Genomic DNA, 15,629 nt, shown 5'->3' on the forward strand with positions numbered 1-15,629 from the left:
TTCGGATCGTGCAACAAAATTGTGCTTTATCGACCAGTGGGTCGGGTTATCGCAATCGGCTCGTTCCGTTCGTCGAAATCCTTGCTGTCGCAAGTGTTTCGCGCACATTTGCGTCATTTCATGAGGGGCAGTGTAAGTGCGTCGGCACAAAATAGGATTTCGTAAATGCGCTAGGGAAACCCTAGGTTATGCACTAATATTTCCAAAATTGTCTGTTATTGGAAATAAAAATGCATGACATTGAGATCGATCGGATTGACGTACGTTTGTTGGGGATATTGCAGAGCCACGGGCGCATTTCGAATCTCGAACTGGCCGAAGCGATCAAGCTTTCGCCCGCGCAAACGCTGCGGCGTCACCGCCGTCTCGAAGAAATGGGCGTGATCAAGGGCTACGACACGCGGCTCGACGCGCAACGGCTCGGCTTCAGCGTGGTCGCGTTCGTCCATGTGACGATGGAGCGCGGCCATATCCGCGACCTGTCGAATTTCAAGGGACTGGTCGCGGAACTCGCGCAGATTCAGGAATGCTTTTCCGTGACGGGCGACATCGACTACGTGCTCAAGGTCGTGGCGCGCGATCTGAAAGCGCTATCCGAGTTTCTGCTCGATACGCTGATGCGCATTCCCGGCGTGAGCGCGGTGAAGTCGAGCGTCTGTCTCGACGAGATCAAATGCACGTCGGCCGTGCCGCTTTGAGGGGGCGACGCTGCTCGTCGCGCATCGTGGGAAACTCGCGAGGCGACACATCATGGTTGACAGCGTCCGAAAATCTGTGATTTCATGTGTCACATGATCACCGCGCAATTCTCCCTCTCGCTACGACTACTAGCCCGCTCCACCGGGCTTGGTCCGTTGCTGCGCGCGTGCATCGTCTGAATTCCTCACTGAAGCACCGCTGATTTTCCCCAGTTACGCCGACCTGAGCCCCGGTTCATCCAACCGGAGGTCGTAGCTTATCTGCGTCTGTGCGTCGTCCGGTTGACACTTTTGCTGACAATCGAGACCCGCCATGTTGAAGAACCCCGCTACGAAGTACCGTCCTTTTGCCCCCGTCAACATCCCCGACCGACAGTGGCCGAGCCGCACTATCACGCGTGCCCCGATCTGGATGAGCACCGACCTGCGCGACGGTAATCAGGCGCTCTTCGAGCCGATGGACGCCCAGCGCAAGATGCGCATGTTCAAGACGCTCGTCGCCATTGGCTTCAAGGAAATCGAAGTGGCGTTCCCGTCGGCCTCCGACACCGATTTCAACTTCGTGCGCGAGCTGATCGAAGGCGGTCACATTCCCGACGACGTCACCATCGAAGTGCTCACGCAAGCCCGCGACGACCTCATCGAACGCACCTTCGCCTCGCTCAAGGGCGCACCGCGCGCCATCGTTCACCTCTACAACGCCACGGCCCCCGAATTCCGCCGCATCGTCTTCAATCTCGACCAGCCGGGTGTGAAGGCCCTCGCCGTGTCCGCCGCCAAGACGATCAAGCGCTGCGCTGACGCTGCGCCGGAAACGCAATGGACGTTGCAATACAGCCCGGAGACGTTCACGGGCACCGAACTCGATTTCGCCAAGGAAGTCTGCGACGCCGTCTTCGACGTATGGCAGCCGACGCCTGAGCGCAAGTGCATCGTCAACTTGCCCGCGACCGTCGAAATCGGCACGCCGAACTACTACGCCGACCAAATCGAGTGGATGCACCGCAACCTCGCGCGTCGCGACTCACTGATCCTCTCCGTTCACCCGCACAACGACCGTGGCACGGCTGTCGCCGCCGCCGAGCTGGCCGTGATGGCCGGTGCCGATCGCATCGAAGGCTGCCTCTTCGGCAATGGCGAGCGTACGGGTAACGTCGATCTCGTCACGCTCGGTCTGAATCTGTACACGCAGGGCGTCGATCCGGGCCTCGACTTCTCGAACATCAACGAAATCGCTCGCACGTCGGAAGAATGCACGCAGTTGCCGGTGCACCCGCGTCACCCGTATGTCGGCGATCTCGTGTTCACCGCGTTCTCCGGCTCGCACCAGGACGCCATCAAGAAGGGCCTCGCCGCGCAGAAGCCCGATGCCGTCTGGGAAGTACCGTATCTCCCCATCGATCCGAGCGATCTCGGCCGCACGTACGACTCGATCATTCGCGTGAACAGCCAGTCGGGCAAGGGCGGTATCGCTTACTTGCTGGAGCAGACGTACGGCGTGCAAATGCCGCGTCGCCTGCAAGTCGACTTCAGCTCGGCCGTACAGCGCTACACCGACGAGACGGGCGCGGAAGTCACCGCCTCGCAGATCTGGCAACTGTTCCAGAAGGAATACGTGGCGTCGACGGATCCGGTGGCTTATGTTGCCCACACGCTCTCCGAGCGCGACGGCCGTCAGCACATCGCCGTGACCATCGACGTGCATGGCCAGCGCACGACGGTGTCGGGTGCCGGTAACGGTCCGCTCGACGCGTTGATGAACGCCATGCGCACGCCGGTTCGCGTGCAGCACTACGAAGAGCGCGCGCTGACGCAAGGCGCAGACGCACGTGCCATCGCCATCGCGGAAATGGCGGGCGAAACGATTGTGGGTAGCGCGTTCGGTGTGGGTATCGACGCGAATCTGACGACGGCCTCGATCCGTGCGGTCATCAGCGGCATCAACCGTGCCTACGCACGCAGCGATGCTGACGCACAAGGCAAGTTCTTCGACGCCGTCATGCGTGACGTGGCGAAGGCTGTCTGAGCAGCGAACGCTAAGGAACGACAGGAAGGACTGAAGGAGACATTGGGCAGAAGCGTCCCGTCCCGCACTGATCGTGCGGGCGGGACATCGGGAGCGGCGTGGCGGAACTTACCGGTGACCGCACGCACTCCCGGCCCGAAAACATCGGCGGTGGTGCTGTATTACACCGCTTCGATGGCGATAGCGATGCCTTGGCCGACCCCAATGCACATCGTACACAGCGCAAAGCGACCACCCGTACGCGCCAGTTGATACATCGCCGTCGTCACCAGACGTGCGCCGCTCATGCCGAGCGGATGGCCCAACGCAATGGCGCCACCGTTCGGATTGACGCGCAGATCGTCGTCGGCCACGCCGAGTTGTCGCAACACGGCCAGGCCCTGGCTCGCAAACGCTTCGTTGAGTTCGATCACGTCGAACTGATCGAGCGACATACCGAGCCGCGCGAGCAGTTTTTGCGTTGCGGGAGCCGGACCGATGCCCATGATGCGCGGTGCCACCCCTGCCGTCGCCATGCCCAACACACGGGCACGCGGCGTCAGGCCATAGCGCGCCGCACTCGCCTCGTCTGCCAGCAGCAGAGCGCAGGCGCCGTCGTTGACGCCAGAAGCGTTACCGGCGGTCACGGTGCCATCAGGGCGTACCACGCCCTTAAGTCTGGCGAGCGCTTCCATGCTCGTCGCACGCGGGTGTTCGTCGCGATCCACGATGATCGCTTCGCCCTTCTTCTGGGCGATGGACACCGGCGTGATTTCCTCGGCCAGCGTGCCGTTTGCCTGAGCGCGCGCCGCCTTCTCCTGCGAGCGCACCGCAAAGCGATCCTGATCTTCGCGGCTGATGCCGAAATCCGTCGCCACGTTCTCGCCCGTCTCGGGCATCGAATCCACCCCGTACTGCGCCTTCATCAGCGGATTGACGAAACGCCAGCCGATGGTCGTGTCGTACATCTCCGCCTGACGCGAAAACGCACTGGCTGCCTTGCCCATCACGAACGGCGCACGGCTCATGCTTTCCACGCCGCCCGCAATCATCAGACCCGCTTCGCCTGCCTTGATGGCGCGCGCGGCGGTGCCGATGGCGTCCATGCCCGAGCCGCACAGACGGTTGATCGTCGCACCCGGCACGTCCTGCGGCAGACCGGCGAGCAGCGACGACATGCGCGCCACGTTGCGGTTATCCTCGCCCGCCTGATTGGCGCAGCCGTAGATCACGTCGGCGACTTGCGTCCAGTCGACGTTCGCGTTGCGCGCCATGAGCGCCTTGAGGGGGATTGCGCCGAGATCGTCGGCACGCACCGACGACAGTGCGCCGCCGTAGCGGCCGATAGGGGTGCGAATCGCGTCGCAGATGAAGACTTCACTCATTTGTCTACCTCACCGAATGGATGGAACGTCTGACGTGAAGGCTGGCCGGTCATGGCGGGGACCGCGCTTACGTCAAAAAATCGCCGGTCACATCATGGGATGTCCCGGCGAAGGTGTCTTGCGCAGTGTCAGGCAACGGCCGGTGACGGCAGCAGCGTCACACCGGTCAGGCGTTGTAGTTCGTCGAACGCGAGGCCTTCGACCATATCGACGACGCGCAGCCCGTCGGGCGTCACGTCGATGACCGCGAGGTCGGTGTAGATGCGCGTGACGCAGCCCACGCCGGTGAGCGGATACGTGCACTGCTCGACGATCTTGCTCTCGCCCTGCTTGGTCTGGTGTTCCATCATCACGAACACCTGCTTCGCGCCGCTCGCGAGGTCCATCGCACCGCCAACGGCCGGAATCGCATCGGGTGCACCCGTGTGCCAGTTGGCGAGGTCGCCGGTCTTCGAGACCTGGAACGCGCCCAGCACGCAGAAGTCGAGGTGGCCGCCACGCATCATCGCGAACGAGTCGGCGTGGTGGAAGTAGGCACCGCCCGGCTTGAGCGTGACGGGTTGCTTACCTGCGTTGATGAGGTCTTCGTCCTCTTCACCCTTGGCAGGGGCCGGGCCCATGCCGATCACGCCGTTCTCGCTCTGGAGAATGATCTCTTTCTCGGCGGGCAGATGGTTCGCTACTGCCGTGGGCAGGCCGATGCCGAGGTTCACATAAGCGCCGTCGGGAATATCCTGGGCGACGCGGGCGGCCATCTGGTCGCGGGTCAGTCGATTCATGTCTTGCTCCGGTTCAGATGGGGATCAGGCGGTGGCGGGCGGCACGGCGACCACACGCTGCACGAAGATGCCGGGTGTCACCACGGCTTCCGGATCGAGTTCGCCGAGTTCGACGACTTCGCTCACCTGAACGATGGCGCACTTCGCCGCCGTGGCCATGATCGGACCGAAATTGCGGGCGGTCTTGCGATACACGAGGTTGCCCCAGCGGTCGCCCTTGAGCGCCTTGATGAGCGCGAAGTCGGCGTGGATAGGCGATTCGAGCACGTACGACTTGCCGTCGATCACGCGCGTCTCCTTACCTTCGGCGAGCAGCGTGCCGTAGCCGGTCGGTGTGAAGAATCCGCCGATGCCCGCGCCTGCGGCACGAATGCGCTCGGCGAGGTTGCCTTGCGGCACCAGTTCCAGTTCGATCTTGCCAGCGCGGTAAAGACCGTCGAACACCTGCGAGTCGGTCTGACGCGGGAATGAGCAAATGATCTTGCGCACGCGTCCGGCCTTGAGCAGCGCGGCGAGGCCCGTTTCGCCGTTGCCAGCGTTGTTGTTGACGATGGTCAGGTCGCGAGCGCCTTGTTCGATCAGGGCGTCGATGAGCGCCGAGGGCATCCCGGCGTTGCCGAAGCCGCCAATCATGATCGTCGCGCCGTCGTGGACGTCCGCGACCGCGCTGGCGAGCGAGTCGTAAATCTTGTTGATCACACGTGCCTCCTGGGCATTTCCGTCAATTCGCAAATCCGCATTCCAACCGGATGAACACGCTTTGCAATCGCGTTTCCGGTGGCTGTCTCCGGGCGATGACGTCTTGTGCGGCGGCATCGTCTGGTTCACAATGTTCTTATAGCGAACAAATATTCGCTATAAGAACAGCGTAAGCCTTCCGTCGTTGGGCGTCAAGCGAGGGGCTGCCCGGAGTCTTTGCGATGCGCTCGGTGCGAAAAGGCCCAGAGACGGACGTGAGTGAGACTTGAGCGAGCCGAATGCGCACGGTAGAACCGGCGGCGCAAATCCATTACGCTTGCCGTTCACGCAAAGCTCAACTTTCACCGACTTTCACTGACCAATGACCCCAGCGACGAACGACACCCCCGATGCGACCGATAAGAAGCCGGGTGACTCCTATGTACAGTCGTTTGCGCGCGGGCTGGCGGTGGTCAAGGCGTTCAACGCAGCGCGCCCGGCGCAGACGCTCTCCGAAGTGGCACAGGCGTCCGGTCTCACGCGCGCCGGAGCGCGGCGCATTCTGCTCACGCTCGAAGCACTGGGTTACGTGCGCAGCGAAGGGCGTCTGTTTCGTCTCACGCCGCGCATTCTTGACCTCGGCTTCTCCTATCTGACGTCGATGCCGCTGTGGAATCTGGCCGAGCCGTTCATGGAGGCGCTGGTCCAGGAGGTGCAGGAAAGCAGCTCGGCGTCGGTGCTCGACGGCGACGACATCGTCTATGTGCTGCGGGTGCCTGTACGCAAAGTCATGTCGATCAACCTCTCCATCGGCAGCCGTCTGCCAGCGTGGTGCACGTCGATGGGCCGCGTGATGCTCTCCGCATTACCGGACGACGAACTCGACGCCATCCTTCGCCGCGCCGATCTGCGTCAGTACACCGGACGCACCGTCACCGACATCGACACGCTACGCGCGCGAATTCTCGACGTGCGCGCAAAGGGCTGGGCGCTCGTCGATCAGGAACTGGAAGAGGGACTAATTTCGATTGCTGCGCCGATCCGCAATCGCGGTGGGCAGGTGATCGCCGCCATGAACGTCAGTGGTCAGGCGAACCGGACGTCGGCCGCCGAGATGGAAGCGAAGTTCCTCGCGCCGCTGCAACAGGCCGCGCAGAAGATTTCGCAGATGGTGGTGGTGTAACGGGCGCCCACGTAGCATCGCGAGGCTTTCATCGGGGGATATCGGAAGCGCTTGACTGACGTGGGACGACCGCATTTCTCTCAGCGCTGCCCGACTCTGCAGGGAGCGCAAATCACATCGCTGTCCACAGCACAAGCACACCGTAAACAAGCATTCCGGAACGTTCCTGTGGAATAGGATTCGGTCCACTCAATTCAAAGACTTTTGGGATTCTTCGTTGGTGCGGACGGCCACGACCATATGCTCAATTTGTGGCGGTCTGTGGGCGGGCAAATATCACCGGTGCCCGCGACAGAACCGGCATTGCGCCTTCGTCTGCGGGTTAGATCACGTCTAGAACGCGGGCTTGTGGGACATGTGCCGTGTAACGTGACTCAGCATGGTTGTGGCCCACTGGAGGTAATCGCTTCGGAATATAGCTTTGAAATAGTCGGAGACGAGGACTATGAAAAATCGCCATATTTGCCTCGCAATGCTGATGCTCGGTGCATCGAGCCTGGCTTTTGCGCAGAGTGATTGCTCGGCAATACAGGATAGCGATCAGCGAGCGTACTGCAACGCGAGAGAGGGACTTGGTCAGTGCGAGAGCATCAGTGACGGCAACCTGGCCGCGATATGCCGTGCGGAGCTGGAGGGAGGCAGTTGCTATTTCATCAAGGATAACGATCAGCGCGCATACTGTTTTGGGAGGCAGGGAGACGATAGTGATTGCTCGAGCATTAGTGACAGCGAATTGCGCAGCCAATGCTACGCGCTGGCCAAAAGAAGACGCCGATAGTTGTAGCGAACCCAGGTATGCGTAATCTCGCGCATACGGCTCGCAACGCTGTCTGGGAATCCTTCGCACTGCGGTAGTAGTAAGTGCTGTGCGCTTGCTTGATCGGCCCATACGCCCGACGCTTGGGAACTGCCAGCAACCGGTGTGTAGCACACGGTTTGCCTTCCCAGCTCGGGCGAGGCCATTTGCGTGTGGCGAAATCCTGCAAGAGCGCCTTGTCCAGACTCAACTCGGCACTCGCTTCCTGGTCCTCCGAGTGTTATGCCACCGCTACGTTGCCGAGCACCCCGGCGCGCGCAAGACGAATCGCCGAGAGCAGCGTGTCGTGATCGCCAACCTGATTGGCGAGCAACAGAATCAATTGCGCGTTCGCTGCCTGACTTTGCGCGTCGTCGAGATCGCGATGCATGTCGATGAGCGCCTCGTAGAAGTCGTCGGGACGCGTGAGTCGCGGTTGAGTGTCGAGTGCCATGAAGTGTCTCCTTCCTGCTTTACTTGTGTCGTCGGATTGCTGTCACGCACTCATGCTGCGCATTGCAGTGGCGCGACTTCCGGTGCGGTGCGCCCGAGCGCACGTTCGCGTGCGGCAGCGATGGCCGTCGCGTCGACCGAACGCCAGCGCGCACACACGTGCTGGTCGGGACGAATCAGATACACCGTGCCGGGCGCGGCGTCGTAACGCTGCGCGGCAAGTCCCTGCGTGTCGTGCCAGACGCTGTGCATGTCGTGGGTATCGCATGCGGCTTCGAGATCCGGCGTGACGAACACCGGTATCACCGGCACGCTGTCGCCTGACAAGGCTTCGAGCGAGGCGAGCGACGCCGCATCGAGCGACGACGGCGCACCGAACACGAGCGCGACGAAGCGTCCGCCCAGACGCGGCAGCAGCCAGCCTTCCTGACCGTGACGCGCGAGCGGTGCATCGACACAGGCAGCACCAGGCATCATGCGGCCGGCGAACGTGTCAGTCTCCGCGGTGTTCAGCGTCGACTCGTGCAACACGGCGGGCACGGACAGACGTCCGCTATTGACCAGTTGACGCGCAAACGCATGATCGCGGGCGAGCGTTAGCACAGCGTCGCGGAACACGCGCGACACCGGGCTCTTCGGCGTAATGAAATCCGTGGAGCGGGTGGAGTTGCGGATGTTCTCGTCGGCGGCGTACTCACGCTCGCGAGCGTAAGTGTCGAGCAGCGTATCGGGTGCCTGACCGGCCAGCACCAGCGCGAGCTTCCACGCGAGGTTCTCGGCGTCCTGCACGCCGCTGTTGGCCCCGCGTGCACCGAACGGCGACACGCCATGCGCGGAGTCGCCCGCGAACAGCACGTGACCGTGCCGGAAGTCGTCCATGCGCAGACACGAGAACGTATAGACGCTGACCCATTCCAGCGTGAACTTCGCATCGGGGCCGAGCAACGCCTGCACGCGCGGGATGACACGCTCGGGGGCTTTCTCGGCGACCGGGTCGGCGTCCCATCCCAATTGGAAATCGATGCGCCAGACGTCGTCCGGCTGACGATGCAGCAACACCGACTGATTCGGATGGAAGGGCGGGTCGAACCAGAACCAGCGCTCGGCGGGGAAGTCCGCCGTCATCTTCACGTCGGCAATCAGGAAGCGGTCCTTGAACGTGCGTCCGTGACTGTCGACGCCGATCAGCTTGCGCACGGGGCTACGTGAGCCGTCGGCTGCAACGACGTAACGCGCGGTCGTCTGATACTCGCCATCCGGCGTCTCGACCGTGAGTGTGACGCTCGCATCCGCCGAGCCGGGCGTGCCCTGCTGCGTGAGACCGACGACCTTGTTCTTCCAGCGGATCTCGATGTTCGGCAGCTCGCGTGCGCGCTCGAACAGATAGCCTTCGACGTAATACTGCTGAAGGTTGATGAAGGCCGGACGATGATGACCCGCTTCGGGTAGCAGATCGAAGTTGTAGACCTCCTGGTCGCGCAGGAACACGCGGCCTACGTTCCAGCGCACGCCTTTTTCCACCATGCGCTCGCCGCAACCCAGACGGTCGAAGATATCGAGCGTGCGCTTGGCGAAACAGATGGCGCGCGAGCCGGTCGAGAGCGTGCAATCGTCGTCGAGCACGATCACGGACACGCCCTGCTGCGCGAGGTCGATTGCGGTGGCCAGACCGATCGGGCCTGCACCGACCACGATGACGGGATGCGTGACGGACGTGGCGTGCTCGGCTTGCTCGGCGCACGCTTGGTAATCGAACGTCAGGCGCTGGTAATCGATGCTGCTCATGCAAAGTCTCCATCGTCGGCACCTCACCGGCGCACAGGCACCGACGGGTGACGTTTTTCTACTTTTGCTTTGACTGCTGATTGCTATCTATTGCGGACGCAGCGTCCTTGGCTGCGCCCGTAACCAACGCTGCGAACTCAGTTCTGCAGCGCGGCCCACATTTCCTTGTCGCGCTGCGCCGTCCAGATACGCGGATGCGTGATGCCGGACGCTTCGTCGAAGGCGCGCGTCACGTCGAACGGCAGGCAGTGTTCGTAGATGAAGACGTGGCCGAACTTCGGATCCATCTGGCTACGCGTGAGCGCCATCGCGCCCTTCAGATCCAGCTTCTGTTCGACGGCTTGTTTGCCCGCTTCGAACAGCGTCGTCACGAAATCCTTGGTGTAGGCGAGGCCCTTGGCGACTTCGTCGGGCGTGGTCAGCGCAGGGCCGCGACCCGGCACGAGCTTCTCTGCACCCAGCGCGGCGAGTGCGTCGAGCGTAGCCGGCCATTCGGCGAGTTGTGCGTCACCGGTGTAGCAGGCGGCGTCGTACTCGACGAGGTCGCCCGAGAACAGCACCTTCTGCGACGGCAGCCACACCACGGTGTCGCCCTTCGTGTGACCCGAACCGAGGTGTGCGATCTTCACTTCGAGCTTGCCGAGGAACAACGTCATTTCCTTTTCGAAGACGAGCGTCGGCCACGTGAGGCCGGGCACCGTCTCGACACCGGCGAACAGACGCGGGAAGCGCTCAATCTCCGACTTCATGTCGGCTTCGCCGCGCTCGACGATCATCTCGTACGTGCCGCGGCTGGCGATGATCTGCTGTGCGCCTTCGGCGAAGTAGGCCGACGCACCGAGCACGCGCACCGCGTGGTAGTGCGAGAGCACGACGTACTTGATCGGCTTGTCGGTGATGGTGCGGATCTTGGCGATCAGGTCCTGCGCCATGGCAGGCGTGGCCGTCGTGTCGACGATCATCACGCCGTCGTCGCCGATGATGACGCCCGAGTTCGGGTCGCCCTCGGCGGTGTAGGCCCAGGTGTTTTCCGACAGTTGGGTGAACGTGACCTTCTTGGCTTCCAGGTCGGCTTGCGAGGCGAATGCTTTGGCCATGCTTGTCTCTCTCTCTTATCTCGTCTGCGGGGATGGTGCTGCTGGATGAGGGCATCTTACGAAACGCTCGGATTATTTGTCAATGACAAATCTGATTGTTATTTGCTAATGTTGCGACATGAGTGATCGAAGCGGGTTTTCAGCGCGGCGGGTCTCGGGTTAACCCTGCGGCATTGGACGGTTGTCCGGGAATCTCGCTGCCGACCCGTTTAAAATCTAGGCCATTTTCCCGAGGGAGCGCGGCTCCCAGAACTGCATGAATCGAATTCCGATGGACGGCACGACCGACGCGACTGACGGCAGGCAAGGCGCAGGCCAGCCCGGCCGCGCTTCGCGTGGTGTGCAAAGCGTGGACGTTGCAGCGCGCGTGCTTCAAGCGCTAGGGCAGGCACGCCGCCCGCTGGGCCCCGGCGATATCGCCACGCTTGCGGGGCTGCCGCCTGCGCAGGCGCATCCGTATCTGGTAAGTCTCACGCGACTGGGTTTGCTCAAGCGCGATCCCATGTCCGGCGATTACGCGCCGGGACCGATGACGCTACGCCTCGCGCTCCTGCATCTCGAAAACGACCCGGCGTACCGCGCCGCCGTGCCACGTGTGGTGGCGCTGGCGCGCGAGACGGGCTTCTGCGTGGCGATTTGCACCAGCGCGCCGCAAGGGCCAGTCGTCGTGCATTTCGAACGGGCGGCGTTTCCGTTGCATGTGAATTTGCACGTGGGCTCGGTCATGTCGTTGACGACGACGTCGACAGGCCGCGCGTTTTGCGCCTTTACACCGCAGACGCAATGGCCACCGGTATGGCGTGAACAGATGGCGGGCGATGCGGCAGAGCGGGCGCGCTTCGACACCTTGCTGGACGAGACGCGAGAGCACGGCATGTCGCGCAGCGTGAATACGCCCAGCCCGTCGGTGAGCAGTCTGTGTGCGCCGGTGTTCGACGCGAGCGGGCGTTTGCGCCTCGCGCTCACGGCCATCGGTCCGACGGCGGCGCTCGACGTCGCGTGGGACGGTGCCGCTGCGAACGCGTTGCGCGCGACGGCCGCCGCCATCGCAGCGCAGATCGGGACGTCGGGCAACGACGGCGAGGTGGCGGCATGAGCGCGCCCCGAAACCGTAGCGAACCCAAGATGGAAAAGGAAGCGATGGGCAGTGGTGCCGCCAAGCCGCAACGCGGCATTCAGGCGCTGGAGAGCACGGGCGTGTTGCTCGAGGCACTGGTGGCTGCGGGACGTCCGCTGCCGCTCAACGCGCTCGCGCGCGAAGCCGGAATGGCGGCCGCGAAGGCGCATCCGCATCTCGTCAGCCTACAGCGGGCGGGTCTGCTCTCGCGCGACGAAAACGGCAATTTCGAAGCGGGCGCGCTGAGTCTGGATCTCGGGCTGATGGCGTTGCAGCGGCTGTCGCCGACCGGCGAAGCCGAGCCGGAAATTCTGGCGCTTGCGCAGGCGACAGGGCTGTCGGCCGCGATGGCGGTCCTGGGGCCGGTGGGGCCGACGGTCGTGCGTCTGGAAGAGGCGATGCGTCCGCAGCACGTGAGCTTGCGCATCGGCACTGTTCTCTCGCTGGTGAACACGGCCATTGGACGCACGTTCGCGGCCTTCCTGCCCGAGGCCGTGCTCGACGGACTCCTCGCGCAAGAGGCGGTACGCATGGCGGGGCTGGGCGCGGAAGGGCGTGCGGCGAAGCCGCCTGCCGACTACAGCGCGCGTCTGAGCGCGATTCGCGAGCAGCAATTCGATACCGCGCTGAGCAATCCTGTGCCCGGCATCGATACGATTGCGGTGCCGGTGTTCGATCACACCGGCGAGGTGACGCTGGTACTTGCGCTGATGGGGTCGACGGGCAGTTTCGAAACCGCGCCAGACGCCGTACCCTCGCAAGCGTTGCGGGCTGCTGCGCATCGGTTGTCGTGGCGATTCGGTGCGGTGGGGCGCGTGGACGAGGCGTCGGCATAGTCGCTCCGCCACACGGCGACGTATTTCCGCCACGCCGGGCAGATGGCCGCCGAGGGGACGCGCACGCACGGTAAGATGAACGTCGGCGCCACCCGCGTTCCCCTCGTTTCCCTGTCACCCCGACCTGTTGCCATGACTGCTGCCATGACCCGCGTGATGACCCGTGAGCCCGTTCGATCCCCCGACGTTTCCAATGACAGTGTCCCGGTCCGCCGGTGGCTCAGGCGTAATGGCGCGCGGTGGCAGGCACGCATTGCCGCGCTGACGGTCGTGGGCGCACTGAGCGCCTGCACGACACCGGCCCCGCAGCAGCCGGGCCCTGCAAAGCCGCCCGAGTCTGCCGCCCGCATCGACGGCATGCCCGCCGACTGGACCCTCGTCTCCACCGTGATCGTGAGCCGCCACGGTGTGCGATCCCCGACCCACGCCCATCCCCCATTGGATAAACTCAGCCCGGACGCGTGGCCCGGCTGGCCGGTGCCCGCCGGTTATCTGACGGCCCGCGGCGGATCGCTGTCCGAGCGCATGGGGCGCTACTACGGCGACTGGCTGCGCGCGCGGCGCGTACTGCCGGAGAACGCCTGCCCGTCCCCCGGTGCTGTCTACGGATGGGCCGACATCGATCAGCGCACGCGCGAATCCGGCAACGCGTTGTTGCAGGGTATCGCGCCGGGATGCGACATGCGCACGTCGCACCAGACCGATCTCACGACGTATGACGCCGTCTTCCAACCGGTTGCAGCAGGCGATTGCCCGCTCGATCCGGGGGCGGCGCGTGGAGCCATCGAGTCGCGTCTGGCACCGGAGGGCGTCTCCGGTCTCAATAAGCGCTATAGCGCGACACTCGCGCGCATGGGCGAGGTGCTCGACTATGCTCACAGTCCTGCCTGCGGTGCCCCCGGTGGATGCAAGCTGGAGGAGGTGCCGACACGTCTGCGTGTGGAGGGCGATGGCAGCGGGGTGACGCTGCGTGGGGCGCTGGGCAGCGCGGCGAAGGCGTCGGAGGTTTTCTTGCTGCAAGCGGGCGAGGGCTTGCCCGACAATCAGGTCGCGTGGGGACGCATTCGCGACGACAAGGATTGGGCGCTGCTGCTCGAAGCGCATAACGCGCAGCGCGATCTGCTGAACAAGACCCCGTATCTCGCCACGACGAACGGCACACCACTGCTCGCGACAGTGCTCGATGCGCTCACGCGTGCCGAAGCGACGAGTGCAACGCCTACGCCCGCCGCGCGCGGCCCGGCGCTGCCGACGGGCAATCGTGTTTTCGTGCTGACGGGACACGACACGAACCTCGCCAACCTCGCGGGCATGCTGAAGCTCGACTGGCAATTGCCGGACCAGCCGGACAACACACCGCCCGACGGTGCGCTTGTCTTCTCACTGTGGCGCAACCCGGCGGGCGAACCGTTCGTTCGCGTGGAACTGGTGTATCAGTCGATGCAGCAACTGCGTGAACTGACGTCGCTGTCGCTGGATGAACCGGCGAAGCGCGTAGCTCTTGTGCTGCCCGATTGCAGCGACGGGCCGGACGCGAAAGCGTGCCGCTGGCCCGCGTTCTCGCAACGCGTGAAGTCGGCGTTGTCGCCAGCGTGTCTGGCGGGCGTTCAGTGACAGGTTTGGCAACGAGCGCGCCACGGGAGCGACGCGGTAGAAAAACGGGAACTTCGGTTCCCGTTTTTTATTGCGCAGATTCCGTGATGGCGGGTCACGCGGACATTTCCTTCTAATTTATTTCGTGAGCGAAATAAAAATTAAAATATACTTCGTGTGCGAACTATGTGTGTATTCGAACTAAGTTACTGAAAGGCGCTGCACATTCCCCCCGGGAATGCGAGTGCCGGGGAGTTGTTTTGTGACGTCACTTGCTGCTGAGATTCCTGCCGTCGACGGATATCCGCTCGGCGCGCATGTCTGGTATCCAGAGGAGTTGCCTGCGAAGGGCCTTGTACTGGTGCACCCGGCGACGGCCGTGCCGGAGCGGCTTTACTTCGCGTTTGCGAAATACATTGCCGAGCGCGGTTTGATTGCCGTCACCTACAGCTACCGGGGCATCGACGGGTCGCGTCCGTCATCGCTCAGAGGTTTTCAGGCGCGTATGCGCGACTGGGCGGATCTGGATGCCGAGGGCGTCACGCGTTGGGCTTGCACCCATTACCCGTCGCTGCCGCTTTATGCCGTCGGCCATAGTTTTGGCGGTCATGCCATCGGACTGTGCGAAAGCTCGAACCTGCTGCGCGCGGCGGTGCAGGTGGCATCGCATGCAGGGGCGATGCGCGTGGTGACGAACCGTCGCGAACGCACACGCGTCACGCTGCTGATGCACTGGCTAGCACCGCCGCTCGCGCGTCTGGTGGGTTACATGCCGGGCAGCCACCTCGGCATCGGTGAGGACCTGCCGAAAGACGTTCTGCTCGAATGGAGCGACTGGACACGCCTGCCGAACTACTTTTTTGACGATCCGACGCTGGACGCCGACACCCGTTTCGCTCGCGTGTGCACGCCGATCCTCTCGCTCGGTTTCGACGACGATCTCTGGGCAACGCCCATGGGCATCGACATCCTCGTATCACGGTTTCGTCACGCGAACGTGACGCGTCGGGAGATTTCGGCAAGTCTTTCGGACACCGGATCGATCGGGCATATGGGATACTTCCGCCAGCGTTCCGGCGCGTTTGCGTGGCCGGAAACCATCGACTGGTTGTTGTCGACGGGCGCAGTGAATGCCGGGGAGCGTCGCACAGGAGCGGGTGTGTCGACGGACGATGGCATGACCGCCCGCGATCCCTTGATCCCGAATCCCTCAGACTGACGAGA

Annotated in this window: 13 protein-coding genes; 7 read left to right on the forward strand and 6 right to left on the reverse strand. The window is 63.3% G+C overall.

The features are described from left to right. The first annotated feature begins 230 nt into the window (after positions 1-230). Together PCO31010_RS18060 and leuA are read left to right on the forward strand one after the other, a co-directional pair. Positions 231-698 (forward strand): Lrp/AsnC family transcriptional regulator, encoded by a 468-nt coding sequence (locus PCO31010_RS18060; RefSeq protein ID WP_039395891.1) that lies wholly within the window; start codon positions 231-233, stop codon positions 696-698. 313 nt (positions 699-1,011) lie between these two features. Then, the gene (gene leuA, locus PCO31010_RS18065) at positions 1,012-2,724 is read left to right on the forward strand and encodes a 2-isopropylmalate synthase (protein ID WP_150665470.1); all 1,713 of its coding nucleotides are present in this window, start codon (positions 1,012-1,014) and stop codon (positions 2,722-2,724) included. A gap of 161 nt (positions 2,725-2,885) precedes the next feature. Here leuA and pcaF read toward each other — a convergent pair whose 3' ends face one another. From pcaF to PCO31010_RS18080, 3 genes are all read right to left on the reverse strand, one after another. Continuing rightward, positions 2,886-4,088: a 3-oxoadipyl-CoA thiolase gene (gene pcaF, locus PCO31010_RS18070; protein WP_150665471.1), complete on the reverse strand. Its 1,203-nt coding sequence runs from the start codon at positions 4,086-4,088 to the stop codon at positions 2,886-2,888. Positions 4,089-4,216: 128 nt separating this feature from the next. After that, positions 4,217-4,867, reverse strand: a complete 651-nt coding sequence (locus PCO31010_RS18075; RefSeq protein WP_150665472.1) for a 3-oxoacid CoA-transferase subunit B — start codon at positions 4,865-4,867, stop codon at positions 4,217-4,219. A gap of 24 nt (positions 4,868-4,891) precedes the next feature. Continuing rightward, on the reverse strand, positions 4,892-5,566 hold the full coding sequence (locus PCO31010_RS18080; protein WP_150665473.1) for a 3-oxoacid CoA-transferase subunit A: 675 nt from the start codon (positions 5,564-5,566) through the stop codon (positions 4,892-4,894). Between the two features lie 361 nt (positions 5,567-5,927). On the opposite strand from PCO31010_RS18080, the gene PCO31010_RS18085 reads away from it, so the two are divergent. Then, positions 5,928-6,728 carry an IclR family transcriptional regulator gene (locus tag PCO31010_RS18085; protein WP_150665474.1) on the forward strand — a complete coding sequence of 267 codons (801 nt, stop codon included), beginning with the start codon at positions 5,928-5,930 and terminating at the stop codon, positions 6,726-6,728. A gap of 1,037 nt (positions 6,729-7,765) precedes the next feature. On the opposite strand, the gene PCO31010_RS18090 is transcribed toward PCO31010_RS18085, so the two are convergent. The 3 genes from PCO31010_RS18090 to PCO31010_RS18100 form a co-directional block, all read right to left on the reverse strand. Then, positions 7,766-7,978, reverse strand: coding sequence for a DUF2783 domain-containing protein (locus PCO31010_RS18090; RefSeq protein ID WP_150665475.1), 213 nt, complete (start codon positions 7,976-7,978; stop codon positions 7,766-7,768). A gap of 50 nt (positions 7,979-8,028) precedes the next feature. Continuing rightward, positions 8,029-9,762 (reverse strand): FAD-dependent oxidoreductase, encoded by a 1,734-nt coding sequence (locus PCO31010_RS18095; protein WP_150665476.1) that lies wholly within the window; start codon positions 9,760-9,762, stop codon positions 8,029-8,031. A gap of 137 nt (positions 9,763-9,899) precedes the next feature. Next, positions 9,900-10,859 (reverse strand): MBL fold metallo-hydrolase, encoded by a 960-nt coding sequence (locus PCO31010_RS18100; protein ID WP_046290800.1) that lies wholly within the window; start codon positions 10,857-10,859, stop codon positions 9,900-9,902. Between the two features lie 256 nt (positions 10,860-11,115). On the opposite strand from PCO31010_RS18100, the gene PCO31010_RS18105 reads away from it, so the two are divergent. The 4 genes from PCO31010_RS18105 to PCO31010_RS18120 all read left to right on the forward strand — a co-directional run bounded on the left by PCO31010_RS18105 (position 11,116) and on the right by PCO31010_RS18120 (position 15,624). Next, positions 11,116-11,955, forward strand: a complete 840-nt coding sequence (locus tag PCO31010_RS18105; protein ID WP_246184665.1) for an IclR family transcriptional regulator — start codon at positions 11,116-11,118, stop codon at positions 11,953-11,955. 29 nt (positions 11,956-11,984) lie between these two features. Further along, positions 11,985-12,812 carry an IclR family transcriptional regulator gene (locus PCO31010_RS18110; protein WP_150665594.1) on the forward strand — a complete coding sequence of 276 codons (828 nt, stop codon included), beginning with the start codon at positions 11,985-11,987 and terminating at the stop codon, positions 12,810-12,812. A gap of 132 nt (positions 12,813-12,944) precedes the next feature. Beyond that, positions 12,945-14,426, forward strand: coding sequence for a histidine-type phosphatase (locus PCO31010_RS18115; protein WP_150665477.1), 1,482 nt, complete (start codon positions 12,945-12,947; stop codon positions 14,424-14,426). A gap of 241 nt (positions 14,427-14,667) precedes the next feature. Beyond that, positions 14,668-15,624, forward strand: coding sequence for an alpha/beta hydrolase family protein (locus PCO31010_RS18120; RefSeq protein WP_174984904.1), 957 nt, complete (start codon positions 14,668-14,670; stop codon positions 15,622-15,624). Positions 15,625-15,629: the final 5 nt, after the last annotated feature.

The sequence above is a fragment of the Pandoraea commovens genome, assembly GCF_902459615.1.
Lineage (GTDB): Bacteria > Pseudomonadota > Gammaproteobacteria > Burkholderiales > Burkholderiaceae > Pandoraea > Pandoraea commovens.